The following is a 26,263-nucleotide window of genomic DNA, read 5'->3' on the forward strand; positions in this document are numbered from 1 at the left end:
GGGTCAAGGATTAATTAAAAAAAGCGTCTCTTTTTATCGAGAACGCTTCTAAGTCTAATTTGCTTGCGGTAATTTATAGCGAATCGCCCGATAAACTAGCGCGACCACGTACACGGTTAAGAAACGATCGACATAGTCCGTCCCGATCTGAATCAGAAAGACTGCCAACGCTTTCGTCATACCGGTCCCTAACAATACTTGTACCAGCATGCTGGAACCCGACGAGGTAATACCGTGAAACAAGATGACAGTAATCATCGTACTAACGAGCGTCCCTGGGAGTGAAATTGCGAATGCCAACCACCAATTATTTTTAAAAGTTGCTGGTTTGAACCGATGATAAAGCAACCCGGCTACCAGCCCAGTTAAGAGCTGCACTGGCATGAAGAACAACGAATACAAATCTGTCGTCGCCATCAATAAGCCAGTGGCGCCCCCAGCTAGCATCCCGCCAAAGGGCCCAAAGACGGCCGCAGCTAAAACTGTCCCAATCGAATCCAAGTAAATTGGGAGTTTCAACATCAAGGCAATATTACCACCGACAACATTGAGTGCGATACAGAGTGCGAGTAACGCAACCGTACGAGTGCTGAATTTTTTCATGCGCCCACCACCAATAATTGATGCAAAACTGCTGTCAGATCAGGCTCGTTCGCACCGATCACCCGTGTCAAAAACTGGCGCCAAAAGGCCATCGTATCCACTTGTGTGGTGACAAAACTATTCGGGGCACGATGCCAGAAATCATGATCATCGACCATCGACTCACCACGGGCCAAATCATCCGTCGCAACTACCGTCGTATAAGCATCAAAACCAGTTAAAATTGTTGGATCTACAAAGTAAGCAACTGCCAACGGATCATTGATCACACAACCAATGACGCGCTCGTACTGCCAATGAAAATCGAAATAAAAGCGTGTAATTTTTTCAATAAAGCGACCCATTTCAGGGTTAATATCTTTCATATATTCTAACAAACTAGGTGTTAACACGATTTGACGTGTCACATCTAGGCCAACCATATGAATAGGAACTGGCATCAAGTCAAAAACCTGTTTAGCGGCATCTGGATCACACCAAAAGTTATATTCGGCGACTGGTGAACAGTTGCCGTGACTCTTATAATTGCCACCCATCAAAACAAATTGGTCAACCGCGGCAAACGCGGCCGTATCTCGCTGCAAGGCCTCTGCTAAATTGGTCAGCGGTCCTAATGCCAAAATCGACGTTGTCGGATCTTCATCTAGCGTCTCCAAAATAAAACTGACGGCATCTTGGGCCGGATGAACGGTAGTAACCTCAGGAATCTGACTATTGCCAAGTCCATCGTCACCATGGGTATCTTGGGCACTCACATAATCGACTTTCAATAGTCGATTGGCCCCCATATAAACTGGAACATCTAACCGATCAGCTAGTGCCAACACTTTCAGCGCATTAGCAGCGCCAATATGCGTTGGGACATTGCCACAAACGGTTGTAATACCGACCACATTTAGTTCCGGTGAATTTAACGCTAATAGCAGCGCCAAACTATCATCAATACCGGGATCACAATCGATGATGACATTTCTTGTTGCATCCATTTTCCTACCTCCGATTAATCGTGAAGTTCTTGGTTTTTTATCCTGGGAAGTTTACGAACCAGGCCAGCGGCACACCGCTGATTGCATAAATGCATGTCTAATTATAACGAACTGCCGCTTAAATTAACATCACTCACAAAAATTTCTCGTCGAAGATCCAAAAAGACGCTATAATAGGACGCATTGCAGTGTGATCACTGATTCGTTTCTGAGCATACCCAGCTATGACCCACCCAGAGTGGAGATCTCAATCAATCGAACTAATTCGCTTAGGAGGACTGTTTGTATGGCATCAAAAACCAAAGAAAAATTAGCAGCCGCCCTAGTGACTGAGCTACACCAAACCCCTGTCGATAAAATTACGATTCAGGCCATCGTTGATGACTGCGACCTCACCCGGCAAACTTTTTATAATCATTTTGCTGATATTTACGAACTCGTCGAGTGGACCGCAAAGGAAGCGACTGCCCGCGCACTCACAAATGTGGCCGATTATGACAACTGGCAACAAGGCTTCCTAAATATCATGGCAGATATTCAGGACAACCAATATTTGGTCATGAATACCTATCAGTCCGCTTACCGGGATCTATTAGAAAAATATATTTATACTGTGCTTTACGAATACATCATTAAAGTCGTCAATCGCCAAGCCATTGGCATGCGTGTCGCCGACAAACATAAACATTTCATTGCACACTTCTATACTCTGGCCTTCATTGCCTTGATTTTTGAATGGGTCAAAGACGGCTTTCAAGACGATCCCCATGAAATAGTCGAACAGACTGGTGTACTCGTTCAAGGCGATTTTCAAAAAGCTCTCAACACCTATGCCGAGTAATTTACAATTTTTGCGAACTGTCCAAATTTTGACAGTCCGCTTTTTTTGTCAATTGTTTCGTCCAAGAAACCGCTTTATTGTAATAACAAGCAATAAATCTATTTCATGAAGAAGGCCATTATTATGAACATTTATAAAACAATGTATCGCCCAGTAAAACCCGCCGGAATCGATGATCGTCGTGCTAATATCGTTGGTGGTGGGATTGCTGGTTTAGCCACTGCCGTTTTCTTAATTGATGACGCCAAGATGCCGGCTCGCAACGTCACGATTTATGAAAAGAAACCCGTCATGGGTGGTTCCATGGATGGGACCAAGCGTGCCGCTGGTTACCTTTGCCGGGCCGAACGTGAATTGGAACCTTACATGGAATGTCTCTGGTATCTCTGCAGCAAGATTCCATCATTAGAAAATGCTGGCCGTAGCGTTTTAGATGACGTGGTTGACTTCAACCGTGATGAACCAATTCACAGTGAAGCCCGGGTCATCATCAATCAAGGTGAGATCGACAGTCACTATCACGACTACAAGCTTGCGCCTCAATACGCTGAAGCAATGCGTCAAATCATCGCCTCCAGTGAGGAAGAACTGGCCGACAAGAGTTTGGATGACTTCTTCGACGCTGACTTTTTCAGAACCAACTTCTGGACTTGCTTCCACAGTCAACTAGCCTTCAAGGATTACCACAGTGTGATCGAATGTCGTCGTTACTGGCAACGCTTCACATTCATCACCCGTCATGAATATTTGGAAGGCTTTATTCATACTAAATATAACGAATATGATGCCATCATCTTACCAATCGAACGCTGGTTAATCGACCAAGGCGTCAGCTTCATCAACGACTTTGCCGTCACTGACTTGCAACTTGACGATGCCAACAACACGGTCACGGGCATCATCGCTAAACAACACGGCGAACCAACCACGGTCGGCGTCAACAGCCAAGACTTGGTCTTCGTTACCACCGGATCAATTAGTGAAAACAGTACCTTCGGCGACAATCATACGGTTGCCGAAACCAATCGTGACACCGAGGATATGGGGACTTTCACCATCTGGCAGAACCTCGCTAAAAGAGATGAAAAGTTCGGTCATCCCGAGAAATTCTTGGGTCAAATTGACAAGACTAAGTGGATTTCCTTCTTCCCAACAGTTAAAGGTTATCCAGAATTCTTCAAACGGATCGAGCGGCTCTCTGGTAGTCCTGCTGGGACTGGTGGCTTAATGACTTTCAAAGACTCTAACTGGGATCTGTCATTTGAAATTCATCACAAACCATTCTTCCCTTACCAAGCCAGCGATGAAGAAGTTGGTTGGGGCTATGGTCTCTATGGTGAAAATATCGGGAACTACATCAAGAAACGGATGTGGGATTGTACCGGTGACGAAATCATGACCGAATTGCTCTATCATTTGGGCATGCTCGATATTAAGGATGAAGTCTTGGCGCATACGTACATGTCAACCGCCATGATGCCATATTGTACCGCCCAGTTCATGCCACGTAAGCTCGGTGACCGTCCTAAGGTTATCCCAGCTGGCTGCACGAATTTAGCCTTACTTGGTCAATTCGTGGAAATTGACGATGACGTGGTCTTCACGGTTGAAACCTCTGTTCGAACTGGGATGGAAGCAGTCTATGGCCTCCTAAACTTGGAAAAGGATGTCCTTGAAGTTAATACTTCACGTTACGACATTCGCTACTTGCTCGAACGGGTTAAGCGCTTTGCTGGGATTCACGGTGAAATTAAAGCGAGTGACTTGCCACCATTGGATCCAGCAAAATTACCTGAACTTGAAGCCGGCTTGCTCAAGTTAATCAATGATGTGCCACCGTTCTATCAAATGTACCTTGGGCGCGACCAAACGATTCCAACCAAAAAGGCCGTCTTACACCCAGAAGCACCTCACAGTAAATAGTTAATCGTCCTGTTTTAACGCCTAAATATCATAATTAACTCCCCAAAAACGTGGGCTAACTTAGCAGTTGGCCTACGCTTTTTATGATAAACTAGCGCCGATTTTTCAAACTATTTTTATAATAATGATAGTATTTTGCCTTTAATGGGACTATTCTATGGATTGTAATTAGAAGTCTCGATTAGCTAAACTTAGTGTCCCAATTAATCGTTTGATATGTGACATTAAGTTAGTCCTTTCGATTCATAGGGGTGAAAAAGATGGGAAAATCTGGAATGACCACTGATGATTATGCAAAATTATCAGTTGACCAATTTTACCAAGCACTCAAGACCCAAGCGACCGGCCTGAGCGATACTGAAGCGACTAAACGTTTACAAGACGTTGGGCCTAACACGATCCAACAGACACAATCGCGGTCGCAGTTCAAAGCTTTTATCAAGAACTTCACTAGTCTGATGGCGCTATTGCTGTGGGTCAGCGGCTTCATTGCGATGTTTGTTGGCATGTTAGAACTCGGCATTGCCATTTGGGCTGTCAATATTATTAACGGTTGCTTCAGCTTTTGGCAAGAACACGCTGCTCAAAAAGCAACCGACTCCTTAAAAGAGATGTTGCCAACCTACACGCACGTTTGGCGTGATGGCAAAACCACCCAAATTAACGCAACCGACTTAGTTCCCGGCGACGTCTTCACGATTCAAGCCGGTAACAGTATCTCGGCAGATGCCCGCATCGTTCAGGGAACCGCCTTGCAAGTGGATGAATCCGCCTTAACTGGTGAATCCGTTGCCGTAGATAAAAAACCAACCTACGAAAAAGGTGACGGTCGGTTTTCGGAAGCTAACATCGTGTACGCCGGCACCGTCGCCGTCAATGGGACCGCCACCGCAGTCGCGATTCAAACTGGGATGCAGACCGAATTTGGTCAAATCGCCAGTTTAACACAGCACCAAAAAACGACGGTTTCACCATTAGCCACCGAACTGAACCACTTGACGCGGCAAATCTCCATGATTGCCATTTTGATTGGCTTGATTTTCTTTGTGGCGGCAATTTTCTTTGTCCATTATCCAATTGCGAAGTCCTTTATCTTCGCTTTAGGTATGATTGTGGCGTTTATTCCAGAAGGTCTCTTGCCGACCGTCACGTTATCGTTGGCGCAAGGAGTCACCCGGATGTCCAAGAAACACGCGCTCGTTAAAGAACTCAGCAGTGTGGAAACCTTGGGCGAAACTACGGTCATCTGTTCCGATAAAACTGGTACTTTGACCCAAAACCAAATGACGATCAACCATGTTTGGTTGCCACAACAACGGTATCAAGTTAGTGGTGAAGGCTACGTCAACAATGGCAAAGTCTTAGCTGCTAAACAGCCAGTTGTGCTAGACCAGCATCCTGATTTAGCTTTACTATTACGTATTTCTGCTCTGGACAACGATACAGAAATACAACCGGGAAAAACACCACAAGCTAAGCCAAAAATTATTGGGACACCAACCGAAGCCGCACATTTAATTTTGACAGAGAAATCCGGCCTAAATTTGGCTGACTTACGGCAATCCTATCCAAGAATCGGCGAGCTACCATTTGACTCTGATCGTAAACGGATGACCACGATCCATCAACAGCCGGACGGCAGTCAAGTCGTTTACGTCAAAGGAGCGCTTGATGGCATTTTAACCATTTGTGACACTATCCTTGATAACGGTCAAACACGACCACTCACTGATGCTGACAAAACCACTATTGATGCGGCCAATAAGCACTATGCGGCCGAAGGACTCCGTTCAATGGCGATGGCCTATCGGACTTACGCTGGCTTACCAACAGACCCAGCCGATTGTACGATTGAAAACACCGAACAACATTTAACCTTCGTGGGATTAACCGTCATGGCCGATCCTCCGCGCCCTGAAATTTACGATGCCGTTGAAAAATGTCATCGGGCGAACATCCGGATCATCATGGTTACAGGTGACAGTCCCCTGACCGCTAAGAGTGTGGCTGTTAAAATCGGGATCGATAGTGACCAGGTTCGCGTCATTACCGGTGATGAGCTCACTGCCATGAGTGACTCCGACTTGCAGGACGCCGTCAAAGGTGAAGTCATTTTTGCTCGGGTTGCCCCTGAACAAAAGTATCGGATCGTCAAAGCTAATCAGCACAACGGTGAAATCGTCGCAGCCACTGGTGATGGTGTCAATGATGCACCTGCTTTAAAACAAGCCGATATTGGGATTGCCATGGGAGTGACTGGGACCGATGTCGCCAAAGATGCCGCCGATATGATTTTAACGGATGACAACTTTGCTTCAATTGTTGCGGCCATTGAAGAAGGCCGAACCGTTTACAGTAACTTACAAAAGTTCTTACTCTATATTTTGAACAGTAACGTGCCCGAAGCGATTCCATCCGTGCTCTTCTTATTCTCACGAGGCTTGATTCCACTGCCGTTGACCGTTATGCAAATTTTAACCGTCGACTTAGGAACCGATATGTTACCTGCCCTTGGACTAGGTGCTGAAAAGAGTGAACCAGGTATCATGGACCAACCGCCCCGTGCGCGTAACGCGCATCTGTTAAATAAGACCATTGTCTGGAAGGCCTTTGGTTGGTACGGGATGATTGCGTCCTTGCTCTCAACCGTAGCCTACTTCTTCGTCAACTATTTACACGGCTGGCCAAACGTGGCGTTGGCTGCTAGCGGCGACACTTACGTGATGGCTACCACGATGACTTTAGCGGCCATCGTCTTCTGCCAGATTGCCGCAGCGATTAACTGCCGGACACAAGTCACATCAGTCTTCAAAATTGGCCTGTTCAGTAATCGCCGAATCTGGTGGGGGATTGGCTTTGAAATTGCCCTAATTGCGTTGTTGATGTATGTCCCTGTTCTCCAAGGTCTATTCAACACCGCCGCAATTAACGGCCGTGATTGGCTGCTCTTATTCAGTATTCCGATACCATTAATTTTGATTGAAGAGGCGCGGAAAGCCATTGTACGCCGACGCTTAAGCTAAAAGGTGGCAAATTGAAAATTACTAACGCCCAACCACTTCCTCAATAATTAGACAATGAAAAACGCGTCGATTACTTGCCGCTTCCGGTTGTTACTAATAACATGCGGACGAGGAACCGTACCTTGGCTGGCGCCGTCCTCCACAACACATCGACTCTGACTGACAGAGCACTAAATTTTGACAGAGCCACTTTACACGTGACCGAAGCTGGTAGTACACCTTTGTAAGGTTTTTAATTAATAACAAGCTTGAAATCAGGGGTATTACAACCCGAGATTTCAAGCTTGTTTTGCATTAACATTGTCGCCAACTATGATGCCTATTCCATAAGGCCTAAAAAGCGCTCTGCCACAACCAGTCCCGTCACTTTCAGGATTGTCTGCGGTAAAGCGCTTAAACATGCTACAATGTGAGTATTAATAAACTAAAAGCAGGTGTCGAATTATGCGCAAAGTTCAATTTTATGGTGCCGTATCCATGGATGGCTATTTAGCCACGACCGATGAACGGCTCGACTGGTTATTTCAAACTGAAGGTGCTGAAGAGGCGCCGACAGAAGCATTTATGGCACAAGTTGATACCGCCATTATGGGCCGCCACACATACGAATACACCATGGCGCAAACGACCGACCAACTGATAAACCCTTATAATCCCGACACACAGAGCATCGTGATGACCACGAAACCGCACGCTGGTGATGATCATACGACTTTTACGAATGCCGAACTACCAGCTCTAGTAAAGCAGTTACGCCAAGCCAGCGGTAAAAATATTTGGATTGTCGGTGGTGCTGGTGTCTTAATGCCACTTTTGACGGCTGACTTAATCGACGACCTCTATATTCAAATTGCGCCGGTCTTTTTAGGCGATGGCATTAGTCTATTCAATCATGCTGATTACCAGCGTCGCTTTAAACTGGCAGCAACGAACCAATATGGTCAATTAGCCGAAGTCCACTATACCCGCTAATTGATACCAAAAGCCGCATCATAGTGCAGTTTGCCATGATAATGTGTTAACGCATGGGGCGTCAATTCGTGTAACATAAAGTTTTCAGCCGGAACTTCAAACGGTGCTGTAATATTGAAGGCTGCCGCAGCAGTATAACCAAACCGTCCGTAATAACTAGGATCACCCAAGATACTAATCGCCGGATATCCGGCGATATGAGCACGCCGCTCTAACTCCCGAACCAGCGCACTCCCAACGCCTTGACCTTGATATGCTGGTAACACCGCTAAGGGTGCCAACACTAGCAACGGTTGGCCCGTCGCCGGTTGCTGATTGACCGTCGCTACCGATAACATCGCAAAACCAATCACTTCACCCGCCGCAGTGCTAGCCAACACGTCAAATGTTGGGTGGTATAGCGGCGATTTTCGTAACCGGCCAATTAACTGATGCTCATCATGATCCGTATATTCAATACCCGTAAATGCGGTTTCCACAACGGCCGCCGTGGTCGCATATTGTGATGGTAAGACCGTTTGTAACTTAATGGTCATGAACAGAACCCTCCAGCTTCTCTTTTTCTTGATGATGAATTGACTGCCGTAGCAACAATGGCGCAATTAATGTCGTCAATATGATAGCCGTAATGACCGCTGAATACCGGTCGGCGGATAACAACTTACCCTGATAACCAATCTGAGCAATAATTAGGGCCATTTCCCCACGGGAGACCATGCCAGCGCCAATTTCATAACCACTGGTCCAACTAAACCCAGCAATTTTGGCACCAATCCCAGCGCCTAGTAACTTCGTTGCAATCGCAGCCACCGTGATGACCACAATGAACCAGAAATCATTTAGGAACCCGTTGAATGACATGTTCAACCCAATACTAACAAAAAACACAGGGATAAAGACAGCATTTCCAATCGGCTGAATATGCCGATCAATGACTTCGTGATAATCCGTTTGACCAACCGCAATTCCAGCAAAGAATGCCCCAATCACGGCACTCAAGCCAATAAAGTCCGCTAAGTAAGCTAAGCCAAAACAAATGACCAACGACATTAACGTCACCGAAGTCGGCACAAGCAAAGCGTCCCCTATTTTCATCAACAGTGGCACTAACCATTTGACCACAACAAAGAGACTGACGAAGAACACCGCTTGAATGGCCAAAGTCAGGCCTAAATTAGTTGATTGTGAGGAACTCGTTCCCACTTGGCCGCCGAACAAGCTGACCATCAGGCTCAAAATCAAAACGGCCAAAACATCGTCAACTACGGCCGCCCCCAAGATTGTCGTGCCTTCCTTCCCGTCCAGCGCATTCAATTCCTTTAATACCGCGACTGAAATAGAGACCGAAGTCGCCGCAAAGGTCACCCCTAAAAACAAACTCTCAACGTTGCTCAAGTGAAACAACTGGCTGCACCAATCGATCACCCCAACAGGCAGAATGACCCCTAACACGGCCACTAACAAACTCGGTTTCCAATACTTTTTCAGTAATTGTAAGTCACTTTCTAAGCCAGCCATAAACATTAAAATGATGACACCCAGCTCAGCAAAGTCCTTAATGAACGGTGTCGCGGAGACCCATCCGAGTAGCGCGGGTCCTAACACAATCCCGCTAAGTAGTTGACCAATGACGGCTGGTAAGCCCATCCGGACACTGATATGCCCCGCCACTGCAGTCACAATCAAGATTAAACTTAAAGTTCCAATGTAGCCCATTTTTCCTCCTAAAAAAGGGCACGCCAAGAAAGCAACTGCCCAACCCAAAAGCAGTTCGAATTCTTGAAGTGTCCTTCAACCGAATGTATTTATCTGTGAAACCAGTATAGCATATTTTCATAGCACCCGACAGTAAGCGGTATCACAACGTTATCTAACCATCACTTCCAACTGTGTGATTCCCAATCACGGCACTAGCCAAAACCGGCACACAGTATAATTTTACGGCTAAGAACCGCTCATTGTATCGATTATTGCAACTAGAGTGGCAAAAAGTAATGACTTGGCTTTTTACGCAACTACATTCTCATAAAACCGGTATAATAACCGTATTGAGCTTTTTATTGGAAAGGACGATTATTCGTGACCCACATTGCTGATTTTCACCAACGTTTTTGGTTTTTAATATTTTCTATTTTCTTAAACTCGGCCGCCAACGCCCTGACCATTTCAACCAATCTCGGTAGCGCTGTTTGGACTGGGTCTAGTGTTAATCTGGCAAACTGGATTCATATTTCGCTTGGGACGACCCTGTTACTTTACGGCATTGCCGTCACCATCTTGAACCAGCTTATGCTCGGCCATTTTGATCGCCGTCGTTTTATTTCTAACTTGCTTTTCATCATACCGTTCAGTTACTTGGTTCAATTCATTGCGGTCTTTTGGAATTGGCTTGGCGTTCCGAATTTACCGGTTGCGATTCGCTTAATTGTTAATTTACTAGGCTTACTTGGTGTCGCCGCGGCCGTTTCAATTTATCAGCGTTGTAACCTCATTCAACATCCTAACGATGATTTGTCATACATCCTGCGCTTCCGATTCCTACACGGTTCCGCAATCATCGCGCAATGGACTAGTTATTTACCACCATTAACGATTACCGTGGTCGCCTTTCTAGTTACCGGACAACTCCGCGCCATCGGCATTGGTACCGTCTTTGCCCTGGTTGCACAAGGCGCTATCATGGGCTGGTCTGATACACACGTCTTCCCCAGTCTCAAACATCACATTGATGTCCCAACGGCTGAACACCATGCGGCTTAACTAAGAATCCGCCATTAAAACGGTTACATTTCAAAAACGCGTTGACATTGCATCAGTCTTATTCTCATAATGGCTTTAACCCTTATTAAATTCTAATTATTGGACTGATTATATGGACCTTGCGCAACTGACCAGTCAAATCATTTTAATGTTCATTTTGATGCTCGTTGGTTTAATGATCAACAAATTGGGCTTCATGCATGCACAAACTTCAACTGATTTGACCAATATTTTATTATATGTCGTCTCCCCATGCCTCATCATTAAAGCATTCGAACAGACCTTTTCCGCCAACCGCTTGCAAATGTTGGGCCGCGTCATTATCGCAATTGTCGTCATCTATGCGTTAATGATCATCATCACACAGCTCGCTTTCAAACACGTCAAAGATGACAATCTGCGTCGTATCATGCGTTATGGTTCCGTGTATTCGAATGCTGGCTTCATGGGAATTCCTCTGACCAGCTCACTTTTCGGGGCAACCGGTGTTTTCTACGCCGTTGCTTCGCTGGCAGCCTTCAATATTTTTAGTTGGACACATGGGATTTCCTTATTTACTGGCAAGCAAGGCAGTCGCCGCGATAACGTCAAACAAATTGTGCTGAATCCAAATATCATTGCAATTATTGCTGGTTTAATGATATTTATCACCTCGTTTCAGCTACCAACAATTGCCAATAGTGCCATTACATACGTGAGCTCGATCAACACGCCACTTTCCATGATTGTGATTGGGAATAGTTTGGCGGATGTCAAGCTCAATCGGGAAACTTTGGACAACCGACTCTGGTGGGTTCTCTTATTACGAAATCTGATTTTTCCTTATCTCGCCATTGTCGTTTTGCAGTTATTAGGAATCAGTGGCGTGCCGCTCTATACTACTGTGTTAATGGCCGCTTGCCCCGTTGCGGGAATCGTCGTCCTCTTCTCACTCAAAGTTCATGGAAACCCCGGTCCGGCAGTCGCATTAATGAGTATTTCAACAATTTTGAGTGTCATCACCATTCCGTTGGTCTTCGCACTCGTCAGTTTAAACTAAAATAACCAAGCAAGGCACCCTGAAAAAACTAGGTGGCTCGCTTGGTTATTTTAAACTACCTTGAAATAGCTCATCATGTGGCCCAATTCTAACTAGTCGAATAGTTAGATTTGACTTATGTGGTAAGTATAAAACTAGCACATCTACTTTTCCTTCAGCTAAGTGAAAGTCAAAATGGCCATTATAATTTCCACCCTCATTTACTAATATATGTGGCTTATATGTATTTGGTACCGATCCAAAACTGGCCAATTCATCTAAAGCCACCTCTAGTTCCGATACCAATTCCGGATACTGCCTTTTAAAAAGCTGATAGTCCTTAGAGAATTGAGCGTCATATTTTAGCCTATACATTAGAATCGTCACCATCTAAAGCTGCCAACAAAGCCTGCGCATTCTTAAAACTGGACGACTCATCGGGAATCAAACCTAATTCCTTGGCTTCTGCGAGGACCATTGCCCGTTTTGTCTTTGACGTTGGCTGATCTTTTTCTGGGACAATTACTTCAAATGGAATGCGATTTTGAATGACAAACTGTTTAGCCGCCATTGTAAAATAAGTATTTAGACTAATCCCAGCTGCATCCAAACGAGCATTTAATTCCTTTCTCAAATTATCATCTAATCTAATTGTTGTTGGTGTTGAACTCATTTGAATCACCTCTTTTCAACATCATAATAACATACATCCGATGTTAAGCTGGCATCATAAGTTCTCCATAAAAACGGCGATTAATCAATCGCGTCTGACGAACTCACCGCAACCAAACTTTAGCCGCAGTCAAATCAGACACCGTCTTAATTGGCCGTGCCGCCGGGTTCTTCTTGATCGCGATTGATCCAAATCTCATCGGCCAATTCAACTGCTCGGCCGGGACCACATCTGATTGATACCCGCGTGCAATATGCCAATGGTTGTCAGCGGTCAATCCCAATTGCTGTTCAGCTGCTTTGAAAAAGGTCAACTCTGGCTTATAGGCCTGCACATCTTCTGCCGTCAGCACTGTATCAAATGGCACCTGCCAAGCTGCCAAGTTGGCCGGCATAATATCCCAAGATGAATTGGACATGATTACTAACTGAAAGCCTTCTGCCTGCCACGCTTGTAATGTCGCCACCACCTCTGAAAACGGGAGTAAGTGCTGTTGAGCTTGTAAATAGTCGACATAGTGACTTTCAAAAAAATGAACCCGTTCAAACAATTGGTCTAAGTGTTTCAAATCTTCGCGTACTAAGGTTGCGTAATCCAGATAAGGTTGCACACTAACCGGATCATCCTTGTAACGCTCATATGCGGTCCGAACCTTTTTTGGATCAAGTCCCACTGAGAAGGCTAAATCCTCAAGCCACAATATAACGGCTCAGTATTAATCAAGGTGCCATAACAATCAAACGTTGGAATCTTAGTCATCATTTTTTATTGCATCCCACTAAACATCTTGATTATCGCCTATTTTCGCAATCGTTTACCCGATCAAAAAAGAACGCATCATCTCCGCAGACGAGTTGTTAGAATTGGTCTAATTTCAGTGCTATACTTATTAGTTATGTGATTTAATAATTTTTACACTTTAATTCAAGAACCAGAAAGGACTGTTTTAAGCATGCCGACACAAACTTCGGCTTTGCCACTCGATGCTGATGGCAAACCGTATCATCGAACTTGGCTAGTCCTGACTTTATTAGTTGGGACTTTTACAACATTCGTAACTCAAACACTGTTAACCACGGCATTTCCAACGCTAATGGCCTATTTCCATATTTCGGCCAATGCTGTTCAATGGTTAACCACTGGCTTCATGTTGATTATGGGAATCATGATTCCCGTTAGTGCCTGGATGCTAACCCGTATCAATTCAAAGATTTTGTACTTAACAGCCATGATTATTTTCGGCTTAGGAACGGTTCTCGCCTACTTCGCCGTCAATTTTCAAATGCTACTGATTGCGCGAATGATTCAGGCCATGGGGGTCGGCATCTCAGCGCCGGTCTTCCAAACGATCATGTCATCTGTTTATCCGCCTGAAAAACGTGGTTCAGCCATGGGAACGGCCGGAATTGTCATTGGACTAGCACCAGCCATTGGTCCGACCTTATCTGGTTGGATTATTGATAACTATAATTGGCGGGCCTTATTTCTCTTTATCCTGCCGATTAACTTACTCGTCATCCTAGTTTCGCTGTTCACATTACGTAAAGTATTACCCACATCTAAGCAACCGATCGACTGGTGGTCTGTTTTAATTTCTACCATCGGTTTTGGGAGTATGTTGTACGGCTTTTCTTCCGTTGGTGACGCTGGCTGGGGGGACCCAATCGTCTTAACAGCTTTAGTCGTTGGCGTTATTTTTATTGGCTTATTCGTCCATCGACAACTCCACATGACTCAGCCATTATTGGAATTACGTGTCTTCAAAATTCCTGCTTTTACGTTATCTGCTATTTTAACGGCTCTGGCCTACATGTCCATGATGGGCGTCGAGTTAATTCTACCAATGTACATTCAGACTGTGCTCGGCCGTTCAGCCATGGATTCTGGCTTAATTCTCTTACCTGGTGCGATTATGATGGGGATCATGAGTCCAATTACCGGGCGGATCTTTGACCATATCGGTGCCCGCCGCTTAGCCATGACTGGGATGTTACTCTTAACACTCGGAACAGCGTTCTTCCTATCCATCAGCGCAACGACGCCAATCTTATGGATTATCGTCGTCTACGCCATTCGGATGTTCGGCTTAACGATGGTTACCATGCCGGTCACAACGACTGGGATCAACGCCTTACCATTTAATCTTATTTCACATGGGACAGCGGCAAACAATACGTTACGTCAAGTCGCTGCTTCAATGGGAACGGCCGTCCTAATTAGTGTGTATTCCAGTGTTGCCAAGTGGCAGATGCCTGGTCACAATTTGTTAGCCCAAGCCCCATTAAAATATCAAACCGCGGCAACCAACGCCACACTGACAGGTTATCATATGGCGTTTATCGTTTCGCTAATCTTCTGTGCTTTTGGCTTTGGCCTGACCTTCTTCTTGAAGTCACACCATTCAGTTGCCGCACAGCAGGAGGATGACCGCGCATGATTATTAGTTTATTAATTTTAGCGACTTTCGTCTACGCTGGTGTCATGGTTTTTATGCCCAACAGTTTCAAACGGACCTTGCTGATTGCTGTCAGCTTTATTGTGATTGCTGGCAGTTTGAGCGCCCTCGTTTTAAATGACAATTACCACTGGGGGATGCGTCAAGTCAGCACCACCCGTACCGAAACTTTGCGACCATTGCAATCAAAACAACGAGCCCTCGGCATTAAGCATTTGGGTACCGGCACCGAACGCGTGATTTTATATCGCACTACCGCGTCCGCCAAGGTTCAAAAAACAACCACGGCCGCGACCACGACCAAACTGGCCACTGGTTCAACAGCACACGTTAAAACTACGACCACACGCTGGGTTTATCGCAATCAAACTACAAAAGTCTTATTTAACTTAGGCAAAACCAATCATCAATTTGCTAGTCGTCATTATACCTTTGTCTTACCGATAAAATGGCACTCAATGACCATTAAGACCACTAAATAGGACAAAAAACGGCAACCATCACCGGTTGCCGTTTTTTTGTCCTATTTTAAAAGTAAGTTAATTAAGATTAACGCCGTAACAACTTGAATCGTCACCACGCCTAAGCCATATAAAGCGAGCCGCTTACCGGCCTTCAAAAAGTTAACTAAGTTCAAACGCAACCCAATCGCCGCCAGGGCAATGATTTCAAACCAGCTACTAATAACATGGGCCGTTGCGCCGACAACAACTGGCAACGTCACCAAACTGTTTAAGGCACATAATATCAAAAAGCCCGCAACATACCATGGCAACCAATGACCAGTGCCATTACCACTGATCTCAGCCTCTTCAGCCAATTCTTTTTCCAGTGTCCGTTGATGTAGGCGACCAAAAATCAGTACCACGACCACCAGCATCATAATCCGCATAATTTTAAAAATCGTCGCAAATTGAACCGTCGCCTGATTGACCATGCTGGCCGCAGCCACCACTTGACCAACTGATTGCAACGTTCCCCCAATCAAGGCCCCTTTCAAAATCGTCTGACTCCCAAATAGGCTCATACCCAACCAGGGCAACGTTAGCATCAAGACCGTTCCCATCAAGTTAACCAACGTGATAACCGTCCCTTTGTCATCTTCATCGGCTTCAATCACTGGTGCAATTGACGCAATCGCGGATGACCCACAGACAGCATTCCCTCCGGCCATTAATAACCGCATGGACTGACTGAAACCGAGTCGCTTACCCAGCCACATCGCGCCGACGATCGTGACAGTCATTTGAATCAAGATAAAGCCAACGCCCCAGACCCCAATCTGACCAATCGTTTGGACAGTCATCGTTGCCCCCAACAGCATGACCGAATATTCCAACAGTTTGCTTTCCGCAAACTTGGTGCCTTTTGCCAATTGCGGTTGGCGTAAAACGGTGTTCCCCAATAAGATCCCTAGTAAAATCGCAATCGTGGCCGCCCCTAAAGCCGGAACCCGTTGCGCCAATAATTGACTAATAATTGCAATCGCCAAACTGGTCACTAACCCCGGTAAAATCACTTTTAACTTCATCTACTCAAACTCTCCTTGCCTTCTCAATAGATTTTATTATACCGGGCTAGTATTTATTTGAGAAATAAATTATTATGATAGTTATTATCAAGTTTATTAATTGAAAGGCGGCTCACCGATGCTCAAACAGTTGCAAACTTTTATCGCCGTTTATGAAACTCGTAACTTTTCACAGGCAGCAGAACAACTCTTCATTTCACAGCCCACTGTTTCGACGCAAATCAAACAACTGGAAGCGGACTTGGAAACCTCGCTATTTACCCGCAATGGTCGGCAAACAATCCAGCCAACAGTCAGCGGCAACTTGCTCTACCAACAAGCTCAGAAATTATTAGAAACCTGGATAGCCACTAAGGTCGCCATTCAAACCACCAGTGAGACTGCGCCAATACCTTGTCGGATAGGCGCATCGCATACCACGTCCAGCCTAATTTTGCCAGGACTTCTCACCCAATTGGCACCCCTGAGTCAGCAATTCAAATTTGAAATCACCCTCGCTAACTCCGCCGACATCTTGACGCAGATGACACAGCACCACTTGGACTTTGGTTTGGTTGAAAAACCATTGGTGACGGATCATTTAGACCGGCTAGCCTTTGGTCAAGACGAGCTCGTTCACGCTGGCCAACTAACCAGTCCACTGTGGTTATTACGCGAACCCAACTCTGGCGTACGTCACTATACCAATGCTTATCTCAAAGCACAGAATATCCAGCCGACACAAACAATGATTATTCACAGCAACCAATTAATTGCTGACTTACTAGCACAAGGCATTGGTCAGACCATTATTTCAAAGCATGTCTTAGCTCTCAACGTGCCTACTGTAAACTTAGGTCCTAATTACCAACGTCAATTTTTCATGTTAACACCAACCACTGTGAAGCCAGCGTTAGTTGGCATTCAAGCCAAGATTTCAAGCTATTTACAAAACTGGGCGTAACTTAAACTTGGCATTCTGGTCTGTATAATCGAACGCCAAAAAAGGACTGCTGAAACTAATCAGTAGTCCTTTTTGTCGTAAACTATTTAAGAATCTAAAAGTTGAAAGTCAAAAATTGCCGGTCTGCACGAGGACAACAACAATCAGGTCATGAAAACTAGTTGAATACTGCTGCTTCCGGTTGTTGCCGATAACATGCGGACGAGGGACCGGTTCAAGCCATAGAAACGTCTTGAACCTCGCCCAGGAACTTTGCCAAAATCGCAAATCTCCCGGACCGTCCGTGGTGTAAGGCCGGCAAAAGAACGCCGGTCAAACGCCACCTGCACGTCCGATGCTATCAGCAACAACCTCCAGCTAATCAGTGTTTTTGAGGGAATAAATCAGTTATTTATGCTTAGCGGAGTCAGTCAGAATTAGTGTACAGTGTCGGCAATATTAGTCCGCGTTCCTGGCCGACTAATATTGCGGGGCAATTCAAAGACGTGTTTTATCGGCTTTGAATTGAGGCGTCAGACCGTACTTTGGCTGGCGCCGTCCCCCACAGCACACCGATTCTGACTGATAGAGCACTGAATTTAGTTGAGTCCACTTTAGACGTACTGGTTATTAGTGCTACGACATTTATGACGTTTTTGAGTCTTTCAATCTTTAGTTAAGAATTTGTTGCCACTGTTGCCAAACCGCAGCGTCACCATAAGCTTCACTACTTTGATAGGCACCGTCGATTAATCGTTGCTGTCTCTTTGGATTTTCAATCGTCCGTAGTAAACCGGCCGCCAATTGATTGATGGCACCATCTTTGATCAGATAACCATTTTTACCATCCTTAATCACATCGCGTGGACCGTAATTCACATCATAAGCGACCACCGGCACACCATGCCCAATGGCTTCAATTAGTGACAACGGCTCTGCATCACTTTCACCAGCATAAACGTACGCGCCCGCTTGGTCATATACCTGAGTCAAATCAGGTTGATAGCCCGCAAAGGTCACACTATCACCCAGCTTCAACTCAGTGACTTGCGTTTTTAGCTGATCAATCGCACCACCGTAGCCATAAATAACTAGCGTTGCATCCGCCAAAGTTCGGTGAACTTGATTGAAAGCCGTGATAATTTGATCAACACGCCGGCCAGCATCAACACGCCCGGTATAAATAATTTGATGCGCCTGCCGCTCAGCTAATGATTTCTTCGGTCGAGCTGACTGCGCCGCCGAAACGACACCAGCAGAAATGGCATAGATTGGGCGTGCTGGTTGCCCACCTAACCATTTTGACAGATCACTGCGTTGTTGCGCGGTACTCGTAATCAAACCATCCAATGACGTCAAATATTGATGAATTCCATAGACGTACGCATTATTCAGATTGGAATAGACTTGGTCGCGTGGATCAATCGCATGTGGCGTTGGTAACCACAAGTATTTCTGCGCGGATGTCCGCATGTTGATTACTGGCCACTGTGCGGCTAATGGTCGATCAGCAATAAAGGTATTATGCTCACCATTTTGGCGATTTAATTCATCCAAAAAGAACCGATACCACTCTTGTTCACCATTAAAGTAATAATCTTGGCCTTCATAATCAATCAGTTTACAGAGTGTCACGACATTGGCACCCGCCGAATCATGCCCATAATAGGCTTCAGCAAAACGCGAGCCATCCGGCCGATAGTAAAGATCAGTGATAGCTTCTCCCGCGGGCGAATAAAATTCATCACGCGCCTTAAAGCCACGTTCATCGTAATCGGTTCGTTGAACCAGATTACCAAATGGATCAAAAATTTCAATAAAATAGACATGACCAACGGTGCTAGGCACGAAATGAACTTTGGCGACTAACCGGTCACCCTCTAGCACTTCGCTCACATTCGGATCGGGTTTGATATTAGTGACCCGCGGAAAATCCAAATCATCAATCTTGACAACTTTGCTTTTAAACGTCGTTGTGCCACGGAAAAAGTCGAATAAATTGGCCATCTGATCATCAGCTAACTGGAAGCGGCGCATATTTTGATGGAGTAACGCATCGAATTGACGAGTGACCATTTTGGCTGGCACCTTGTGGGCTTTAAATAATTGTAGCCGCTTGAATTCTGCATGTTCAACGCCTGAATTCATGGCCATTAAATATTGATTGACAAAGAAAATCATTTGCCCGCCCCACTTTCTGATTGATAGAACTTGGCGGCTGCTTGCATCAATGGTTGCCATTGTTCCCAAACTGCCGTCGTACTATACCGTTTGGCATCTTGATAAGCTTGTTTACTGTAAGCTTGCAACCGTTTAGGATCACTCAGTAGCTTCGTCATGGCTGTTGCAAGCGCGTCAATGTCATCGACCGGCACGAGCTCACCATCTTCACCCGCACGAATAATGTCACGGGGGCCATACTTCACATCATAGGCAATCTGTGGAATACCGTGGGACTGACCCTCTAACAGCGCTAAGGCAAAGCCTTCCGCTCGTGACGTCAGCATTGCCAATTGCGCATGATCATAAACCGGCGCAATATCCTGTGTATAATCATTAAAACGAACCGCATCCGTTAGTTTTAGTTCTTTAACCAGTTGCTTCAATTCTTTACCAGTATTCCCATTGGCATAGCCCCAGAAGTCCAAAGTCGTTGCCGGCAGCTGCGCATGAACTTGCTCAAATGCCCGTAAAACATGACTTTGTTGCTTTTCTTCGGATAGCCGCGCCACAAAGATAATCTTACCTGGCGTCCGACTTGACCAGCGTGGGTGCCGGGCCTTAAGCGTTTTATCTGACACAATCCCCACTGGAATCGTGAAAACTGGTGGCTGGCTGCCATAACGCGCCACAAAGTCGGTCGTTTGTTGCGCCGTTGCTGCAATGACGCCATTCCAGTCCGCCAAATTATTGATCGCATAAGCATAATTAAAGTTCAATGTCGCCGTTTTAGGATGCGCTGGGTCATTCACGTGATTACTATGCAAATGCATCACCTTGAACGCTGGCGTATGCATTTGCAACGCGGCATAAGCCAATTCATAAGTTCGATCAATGATAAAGACTGATGCCGGTGTTTCCCGATTCAACTCATCTAGGAAGAACGTGGTCATCTGTTGTTCACCAGTGAATGACCAGTCCTGTCCCTGATAATTAATAAAGCGATATAAGGAATTTTGCGTCACGTTACGTCGGTTCGGCATATGAAAAGTTTGGTAAACAACTTCCCCAGCCGGATTAAAGACTTGTTCACTAGCAACTTGGCCGTCAAAAGTGTAAAACTGTTCTAGCCCTTTAAACCCACGGGTATCATACCAATCCGTTTTGACAAGTTTGCCTGTTTGATCGTAAGTTTGTACGTTATTAATTTGCTTATAATCGGGCGCAAACGTATTCACCCGCATTAAGAGTTGCTTTTGCTGATAGACGGCAAAATTATGGCCTTCCGTTACCACCCGCAAATACTTGGGTAACTTTAAGTCGGCAATTGTTAACTTGACCGGCTTAAAGTCGGTTGATTTTTGAATAAAGTCAAATAAATTAATTTGATTATTTTCCGCAATTCCTGCCGATTTTAACGTTTGATGAAGGGACAGCGAAAAGAAGCGCGTCACAATTTTAGCTGGCTCTTCGTGCTGATTAAATAGTGCGAGCCGCTTCATTTCAGCATGTTCAATGCCGGACTTTTTCGGATTAATACTCGTATTCACAAAGTAATACATTCTCTCGCCCCTCAAATTTGTCATAGGTGTTACTGTGGTCGATTATACCAAACAGCATTTATTTTTTAAGGATTCTCACCACTAACTTAAAACTTTTCTACAATATTATTCAGCCAGTTTGATAACGAGTTGTCCTAAAGCAGTCTTTTTTAGATTTGAAAGTAATCAGTCAAACTTATTGATAAATTATTTAATAAATTGTGATGAAATTGTTAATTTGTTACAACAAGTTACAATCAGCGATTTTTATTACAAAACAGCCAAAAACTGTAACTTGGCGTTTATTGGATTGCAACACTGCGCGACTATACTAGGCACTGTTGTTTAGTTAATGCGTCTTAACGCCAATCACTAAACCTTTAATAACTAATGATCAGTTAATCAATCGCAAACCTATAGGAGTGAATTAATTTTTATGAAGATTAAAAACATTTTATTATCATCCGTCGCTGCCACTGGTTTATTTGCCATTGGTACCACCATTGCAAACGCCGATACGGTTACTGTTAAAGCTGGCGATACTGTCAGCGCCATTGCAGCCAACCACAAGACAACGGTCGCTGCCATCAAAAAGGCGAATAAATTGGCAAACGTTGATTTGATTTTCGTTGGTGACAAATTAGAAGTTAACGGCACACAAACTAACACAGTTACTGCAACGGTACCAACTAGCGCTGCTAGTCAAAGTAACGTTCAATCAGCAGCTTCAACATCAAGCACAAGTGCTACTAGCCAGAGTTCCGTTCAATCAGCAGCTTCAACGTCAACGACCAGTGCTGCTAGTCAAAGCAGTGTTCAGTCAGCTAGCTCAACACCACAAGCTGCTTCAAGTGCCGCTAGTCAAAGTACTGCTAGCACGAGTGTGGCTTCATCCGCATCAAGTTCAGCGGCTAGCCAATCATCATCAACGGCAACTTCCGCTGCAACGACGAATTTGAGCTACTCAACGAATGCAGCCAGCACGACAACGACCAGCAGATCAACGTCAACAACTTCTAGCTCTGAAGCTGCTGCTCAAGCTTGGATTGCCAGCAAAGAATCTGGTGGTTCTTACACGGCTTCCAATGGCAATTACTACGGTAAGTATCAATTAACGAAATCATTATTAAACGGTGATTTATCCGCTGCAAACCAAGAAGCCGTCGCGACCGCCTATGTAACTGCACGTTACGGATCATGGACAGCTGCCCAATCTTTCTGGGAAGCCAACGGTTACTATTAAAATTTAAAATTCAATTACTTAACAGTCGGACGATTCAGTTCGGCTGTTTTTTTTGCGAAATTCTCGTGGCGTCTGGTGTACGGCCTGCTTAAAAACGGTACTAAAATAGGCCGCCGACTGAAAACCACAGGCAGCGGCAATTGCAGTGATGCTCAGATTCGTTGTGCGTAACAGCCGAGTTGCATGCCGTAATCGAACCTGCTTTAAGGCCGCCATTGGCGTGCGGCCGGTCTGCTGTTGATAGACATGATGCAAATAATAAGGCGCACCATGAGCTAACTGTGCCAACAAATCCAGATCAAGTTTATCTTGATAGTGAGTCGCGATAATTTGATCAATTTCCGTCACCCACTCCGCCGTTGAGACGGCTTGTCCAGTTGGTCGACACCGTTTGCAAGGTCGATAGCCAGCTTGCATCGCTGCAGCGGGCGTCGTAAAGAGTTGCAAATTTTCCCGTTTGGGTAGGCGTGAATGACAACTAGGCCGACAGAAAATACCCGTACTGGTCACACCATAATAGAATAGACCGTCTTGTGTGGCGTCATTGGTTACAATCGCTTGCCAGCGTTGATCAGTTAGTTTCAGCATTTTGGCGCCCCCTTTAGTAAAATTATACGGCATTTTCAAGTCAGCCCGTCACGGCAACACTTAAAAAGCAAGATTTTAAAACTTTATGCCATCGATTTCTGCTATACTGACGCTAAAATCATACTTGGAGGACAGAAAAATGGACTTAACTTTAACGAAAATCACAATTGGACAACAAACCTTTTGGCTGGGATCAACAACTAAAGGACTTGCCTTCGTCGGCAGTGCGAATGGTCCCGATGATGAATGGCAACAATTTTATCCTGATGCGAATACTCATTTTGATGACACGGCTAATCAAATGACAGCACAGGCGCTCACGACTTACTTAAACGGTCAGAAAACTGAATTCGATCTCCCACTAGACCTCACTCACGGGACTACTTTTCAACAACAGGTCTGGGGAGGCCTCCGTCAGATTCCTTATAGTCAGACATGGACATACACCACTTTGGCTGAACGGTTAAACCGCCCAACCGCGACTCGGGCGATTGCTTCAGCCGTTGGGCGCAACCCGATTTTGATCATTGTGCCTTGTCATCGGGTGATTCGAAAAGATGGTCAATTGGGTGGTTACCGCGGCGGCCTTGCCATGAAACGACAATTACTACGTCTAGAACATGCCTAACAAACAGTCACCAGTTGCAACCACCCGTCAATTACGACATAATTAAGTTATTCTAATTTATTGGGGGCGGCACAATGTTAACGGTAGCACATATTAGCAAGAATTTTGGAACCCTCCACGCACTTAAAGACGTTTCCTTTGACGTTCATGACGGGGAAATCATGGGCTTAATTGGTCAAAACGGTGCTGGTAAATCCACAACGTTTCACAGTATTTTAAACTTCTTGAAATTTGACGGCGCGATCACTTGGAATGGTCAAGCGCTAACCGCCGAAGATTATAATCAAATCGGTTACTTACCAGAAGAACGCAGTCTGATGCCAAAATTAACCATTACACAACAAATTGTCTACTTAGCACGACTAAAAAATCAGCCGGCCAAAGTCATCAAACCAAAGGTCAATGATTGGATGCAGCGCTTTGCCGTTAAGGGTCAACCAACTGATAAAATCAGCAAGCTATCCAAAGGGAATCAACAAAAAGTTCAACTCATCTGTACGTTGATCCATGATCCCCAATTGATTATTTTGGACGAACCGTTTAGTGGTCTTGATCCAGTCAATTCAGATTTGTTGAAACAAGCAATTCTAGCAGCTAAGAAACGGGGCGCTGCAATTATTTTCTCGAGTCACGACATGAGTAACGTTGAAGAAGTTTGTGACTCACTCGTGATGCTCCGCAATGGTGAAGTTGTTCTAAAGGGCAAGATCAATGACGTTCGCAATCAATTCGGGCGTACTCGCTTATTCTTAACGACTGATTGGACCGCGGACCAATTAGCGGCATTGCCAAATGTGGCGGCAGTCAACGCACTCGGTGATCACCGGTATCGGTTGCAACTGACCGATGCTGAGGCGGGTCCTGCAATTTTTGATGCCGTGACAGCCGGCCACTATATTCAAGAATTTAGTCAACAGCCTCCGACCCTAGACGAAATTTTCCGGACGGAAGCGGGAGGGCTTGACCATGAATAAAACTTGGATTGTCACCAGTGAAACCTATCTGCGCCAGACTAAATCCTGGAGTTTTCTCTTATTAGTCCTCATGCCATTTCTATTTATCGGCATGACGTTTGGGATCTCTTACGTCGCGACACCAAATAAAAGTAAAAGTGACATTGCCGTTGTCAGCACTAATTCAGCGTTACGCACGAGTTTTATCAAACAAAGCGGTGTGGCGACAACTAAAAAGTATGCCAACACCAGTGCCGCGCAAAAAGCGACTAACCGTAGTGACATTAACGGCTATATCGTTTTAAAAGCAACTGGCAAACAAGTCAGTGCCACTTTTAACGGTCCAAATGAAATTAATAGTGGTGACCAGGCCAAGATTCAACGCTTTTTAGCCACGGCGCAAACTCAATTGAATGTCCAACAGGCTAAATTAACGCCAACGCAACAGCAAGCGTTAGCCATTCAACCGAAATTCAAACAACAGTTACAGAAAAAGACGGCTTCTGATAAAGCCGCCAAAACCATCTCGTTTTATATTCTGGTGTTCTTTGTCTACTTGATTCTAACGACCTATTCTTCCATCACGGCACAGGAAATTGCCGCGGAAAAAGGCACCAAGATTATGGAAGTCATTTTCTCCAGTACGACCCCACGAAAATACTTTAACGGTAAAGTCTACGGTGTCTTGCTCATGATTGTCACCCAACTTCTAGTTTACCTATTAGGCGGCGCATTAGTGGTTCAATTTGCCCAACACAGCCGAATCACTGCTGGTCTTTGGCAACAATACGCTAGCGTAATTGGCAAAGTCTTGCATAATTTGTTATCAATTAACTTATTATTCGCCCTAGCTGCCGTCCTGCTTTACACGGTCGTTTCAGCATTCTGCGGCGCACTTGTCACCCGAGTAGAAGATGCTGGGAAGGCGTCACAACCTGTTATCTATTTGAATTTACTCACCTTTGTCATGGCGATGGCCTTTCAAGGTAGCCCAAGTAGCGGCGTGGTTACGGTCTTCTCTTACATTCCATTCTTCTCGTCTTACTTAATGCCGTTGCGTTTGATCAATGGGACCGCAACCATGACCGAAGCGGTCATCTCAATGATTATCTTGTTAGCAACCGTGGTTGGCAGCATGTGGTACATCGGCAAAATCTATGGTGGCTTGATGCTGCAAACTGATGAACTTGGGTTCTGGGGTAACTTGAAGCGTGGCCTTAGTTTGAAATAAATTCCTGGAATTTTCCGCCTACCGGTTGGGAGCGCCTTGGATCTGTGATTCAAAACTAAATTAAACACTTAATACACAAAAAGACACGAGCAGATTCTCGTGTCTTTTTGTGGAACTATTTTTACTTATTGCTTGCTACCTAGATAGCTGAAACGTGCTTGCTCGGGCAGCGTCCTCCGCTTGCTACGCCAGTCAACAACTCGGAAAAAACA

At 45.2% G+C, this 26,263-nt stretch carries 24 protein-coding genes and 1 riboswitch; of the genes, 13 read left to right on the forward strand and 11 right to left on the reverse strand.

The features are described 5' to 3' along the window. Positions 1 to 54: 54 nt before the first annotated feature. On the reverse strand, positions 55 to 603 hold the full coding sequence (locus tag FFM64_RS11080) for an ECF transporter S component (protein WP_137608095.1): 549 nt from the start codon (positions 601 to 603) through the stop codon (positions 55 to 57). Beyond that, entirely contained in the window at positions 600 to 1,589 is a 990-nt protein-coding gene (locus FFM64_RS11085) for a nucleoside hydrolase (RefSeq protein WP_137608096.1), read from the reverse strand. The genes FFM64_RS11080 and FFM64_RS11085 overlap by 4 nt, the downstream gene beginning before the upstream one ends. Positions 1,590 to 1,612: 23 nt before the next feature. Then, a riboswitch (PreQ1 riboswitch) is annotated at positions 1,613 to 1,657 on the reverse strand. A 218-nt stretch (positions 1,658 to 1,875) separates the two neighbouring features. Here FFM64_RS11085 and FFM64_RS11090 point away from each other — a divergent pair. The 4 genes from FFM64_RS11090 to FFM64_RS11105 all read left to right on the forward strand — a co-directional run bounded on the left by FFM64_RS11090 (position 1,876) and on the right by FFM64_RS11105 (position 8,348). Further along, positions 1,876 to 2,430: a TetR/AcrR family transcriptional regulator gene (locus FFM64_RS11090; protein WP_137608097.1), complete on the forward strand. Its 555-nt coding sequence runs from the start codon at positions 1,876 to 1,878 to the stop codon at positions 2,428 to 2,430. Positions 2,431 to 2,553: 123 nt separating this feature from the next. Next, positions 2,554 to 4,353 (forward strand): oleate hydratase, encoded by a 1,800-nt coding sequence (locus FFM64_RS11095; protein ID WP_137608098.1) that lies wholly within the window; start codon positions 2,554 to 2,556, stop codon positions 4,351 to 4,353. A gap of 260 nt (positions 4,354 to 4,613) precedes the next feature. Beyond that, a complete protein-coding gene (locus FFM64_RS11100) occupies positions 4,614 to 7,376 on the forward strand; it encodes a cation-translocating P-type ATPase (protein WP_137608099.1) in 2,763 nt (920 codons plus the stop codon). Between the two features lie 444 nt (positions 7,377 to 7,820). After that, positions 7,821 to 8,348 (forward strand): dihydrofolate reductase family protein, encoded by a 528-nt coding sequence (locus FFM64_RS11105; protein ID WP_137608100.1) that lies wholly within the window; start codon positions 7,821 to 7,823, stop codon positions 8,346 to 8,348. Here the strand turns inward: FFM64_RS11105 and FFM64_RS11110 are convergent. Together FFM64_RS11110 and FFM64_RS11115 are read right to left on the reverse strand one after the other, a co-directional pair. Continuing rightward, positions 8,345 to 8,884 (reverse strand): GNAT family N-acetyltransferase, encoded by a 540-nt coding sequence (locus tag FFM64_RS11110; protein WP_137608101.1) that lies wholly within the window; start codon positions 8,882 to 8,884, stop codon positions 8,345 to 8,347. The genes FFM64_RS11105 and FFM64_RS11110 overlap by 4 nt on opposite strands. Further along, positions 8,874 to 10,064: a cation:proton antiporter gene (locus FFM64_RS11115; protein WP_137608102.1), complete on the reverse strand. Its 1,191-nt coding sequence runs from the start codon at positions 10,062 to 10,064 to the stop codon at positions 8,874 to 8,876. The genes FFM64_RS11110 and FFM64_RS11115 overlap by 11 nt, the downstream gene beginning before the upstream one ends. 363 nt (positions 10,065 to 10,427) lie before the next feature. Here FFM64_RS11115 and FFM64_RS11120 point away from each other — a divergent pair, with 363 nt between their 5' ends. Next, positions 10,428 to 11,108, forward strand: coding sequence for a YczE/YyaS/YitT family protein (locus FFM64_RS11120; protein ID WP_137608103.1), 681 nt, complete (start codon positions 10,428 to 10,430; stop codon positions 11,106 to 11,108). A gap of 112 nt (positions 11,109 to 11,220) precedes the next feature. Beyond that, on the forward strand, positions 11,221 to 12,147 hold the full coding sequence (locus tag FFM64_RS11125) for an AEC family transporter (RefSeq protein WP_137608104.1): 927 nt from the start codon (positions 11,221 to 11,223) through the stop codon (positions 12,145 to 12,147). 45 nt (positions 12,148 to 12,192) lie between these two features. Here the strand turns inward: FFM64_RS11125 and FFM64_RS11130 are convergent, their stop codons facing one another. From FFM64_RS11130 to FFM64_RS11140, 3 genes are all read right to left on the reverse strand, one after another. Continuing rightward, positions 12,193 to 12,516, reverse strand: a complete 324-nt coding sequence (locus FFM64_RS11130) for a type II toxin-antitoxin system RelE/ParE family toxin (RefSeq protein WP_307722843.1) — start codon at positions 12,514 to 12,516, stop codon at positions 12,193 to 12,195. Beyond that, positions 12,494 to 12,799, reverse strand: coding sequence for a type II toxin-antitoxin system RelB/DinJ family antitoxin (locus FFM64_RS11135; protein ID WP_137608106.1), 306 nt, complete (start codon positions 12,797 to 12,799; stop codon positions 12,494 to 12,496). Before FFM64_RS11135 ends, FFM64_RS11130 begins: the two co-directional genes overlap by 23 nt. A 103-nt stretch (positions 12,800 to 12,902) precedes the next feature. Beyond that, positions 12,903 to 13,472: an HAD family hydrolase gene (locus FFM64_RS11140; RefSeq protein ID WP_223876957.1), complete on the reverse strand. Its 570-nt coding sequence runs from the start codon at positions 13,470 to 13,472 to the stop codon at positions 12,903 to 12,905. Between the two features lie 279 nt (positions 13,473 to 13,751). Between FFM64_RS11140 and FFM64_RS11145 the strand changes: the two genes are divergently transcribed. Then, the gene (locus tag FFM64_RS11145) at positions 13,752 to 15,236 is read left to right on the forward strand and encodes an MDR family MFS transporter (protein WP_137608107.1); all 1,485 of its coding nucleotides are present in this window, start codon (positions 13,752 to 13,754) and stop codon (positions 15,234 to 15,236) included. Continuing rightward, on the forward strand, positions 15,233 to 15,736 hold the full coding sequence (locus tag FFM64_RS11150; RefSeq protein ID WP_137608108.1) for a DUF4811 domain-containing protein: 504 nt from the start codon (positions 15,233 to 15,235) through the stop codon (positions 15,734 to 15,736). The genes FFM64_RS11145 and FFM64_RS11150 overlap by 4 nt, the downstream gene beginning before the upstream one ends. A 41-nt stretch (positions 15,737 to 15,777) precedes the next feature. On the opposite strand, the gene FFM64_RS11155 is transcribed toward FFM64_RS11150, so the two are convergent. Then, entirely contained in the window at positions 15,778 to 16,785 is a 1,008-nt protein-coding gene (locus FFM64_RS11155) for a YeiH family protein (protein WP_137608109.1), read from the reverse strand. A gap of 118 nt (positions 16,786 to 16,903) precedes the next feature. On the opposite strand from FFM64_RS11155, the gene FFM64_RS11160 reads away from it, so the two are divergent. Then, positions 16,904 to 17,728, forward strand: a complete 825-nt coding sequence (locus tag FFM64_RS11160; RefSeq protein WP_137608110.1) for a LysR family transcriptional regulator — start codon at positions 16,904 to 16,906, stop codon at positions 17,726 to 17,728. A gap of 651 nt (positions 17,729 to 18,379) precedes the next feature. On the opposite strand, the gene asp1 is transcribed toward FFM64_RS11160, so the two are convergent. Together asp1 and FFM64_RS11170 are read right to left on the reverse strand one after the other, a co-directional pair. Continuing rightward, positions 18,380 to 19,888: an accessory Sec system glycosyltransferase Asp1 gene (gene asp1, locus FFM64_RS11165; protein WP_137608111.1), complete on the reverse strand. Its 1,509-nt coding sequence runs from the start codon at positions 19,886 to 19,888 to the stop codon at positions 18,380 to 18,382. Then, positions 19,885 to 21,429, reverse strand: a complete 1,545-nt coding sequence (locus FFM64_RS11170) for a glycosyltransferase (RefSeq protein WP_137608112.1) — start codon at positions 21,427 to 21,429, stop codon at positions 19,885 to 19,887. The genes asp1 and FFM64_RS11170 overlap by 4 nt, the downstream gene beginning before the upstream one ends. 415 nt (positions 21,430 to 21,844) lie before the next feature. On the opposite strand from FFM64_RS11170, the gene apf reads away from it, so the two are divergent. Beyond that, entirely contained in the window at positions 21,845 to 22,651 is an 807-nt protein-coding gene (gene apf / locus FFM64_RS11175) for an aggregation-promoting factor (RefSeq protein ID WP_137608113.1), read from the forward strand. Positions 22,652 to 22,669: 18 nt separating this feature from the next. Here the strand turns inward: apf and FFM64_RS11180 are convergent, their stop codons facing one another. Next, a complete protein-coding gene (locus FFM64_RS11180) occupies positions 22,670 to 23,239 on the reverse strand; it encodes a bifunctional transcriptional activator/DNA repair enzyme AdaA (RefSeq protein ID WP_137608114.1) in 570 nt (189 codons plus the stop codon). 139 nt (positions 23,240 to 23,378) lie between these two features. On the opposite strand from FFM64_RS11180, the gene FFM64_RS11185 reads away from it, so the two are divergent. From FFM64_RS11185 to FFM64_RS11195, 3 genes are all read left to right on the forward strand, one after another. Further along, positions 23,379 to 23,867 (forward strand): methylated-DNA--[protein]-cysteine S-methyltransferase, encoded by a 489-nt coding sequence (locus FFM64_RS11185; RefSeq protein ID WP_137608115.1) that lies wholly within the window; start codon positions 23,379 to 23,381, stop codon positions 23,865 to 23,867. Between the two features lie 74 nt (positions 23,868 to 23,941). Beyond that, positions 23,942 to 24,841, forward strand: a complete 900-nt coding sequence (locus FFM64_RS11190; protein ID WP_137608116.1) for an ABC transporter ATP-binding protein — start codon at positions 23,942 to 23,944, stop codon at positions 24,839 to 24,841. Next, positions 24,834 to 26,051 (forward strand): ABC transporter permease, encoded by a 1,218-nt coding sequence (locus tag FFM64_RS11195; RefSeq protein ID WP_137608117.1) that lies wholly within the window; start codon positions 24,834 to 24,836, stop codon positions 26,049 to 26,051. The genes FFM64_RS11190 and FFM64_RS11195 overlap by 8 nt, the downstream gene beginning before the upstream one ends. Positions 26,052 to 26,263: the final 212 nt, after the last annotated feature.

This window comes from Lactiplantibacillus daoliensis (genome assembly GCF_005405005.1).
In the GTDB taxonomy this organism is placed as follows: domain Bacteria; phylum Bacillota; class Bacilli; order Lactobacillales; family Lactobacillaceae; genus Lactiplantibacillus; species Lactiplantibacillus daoliensis.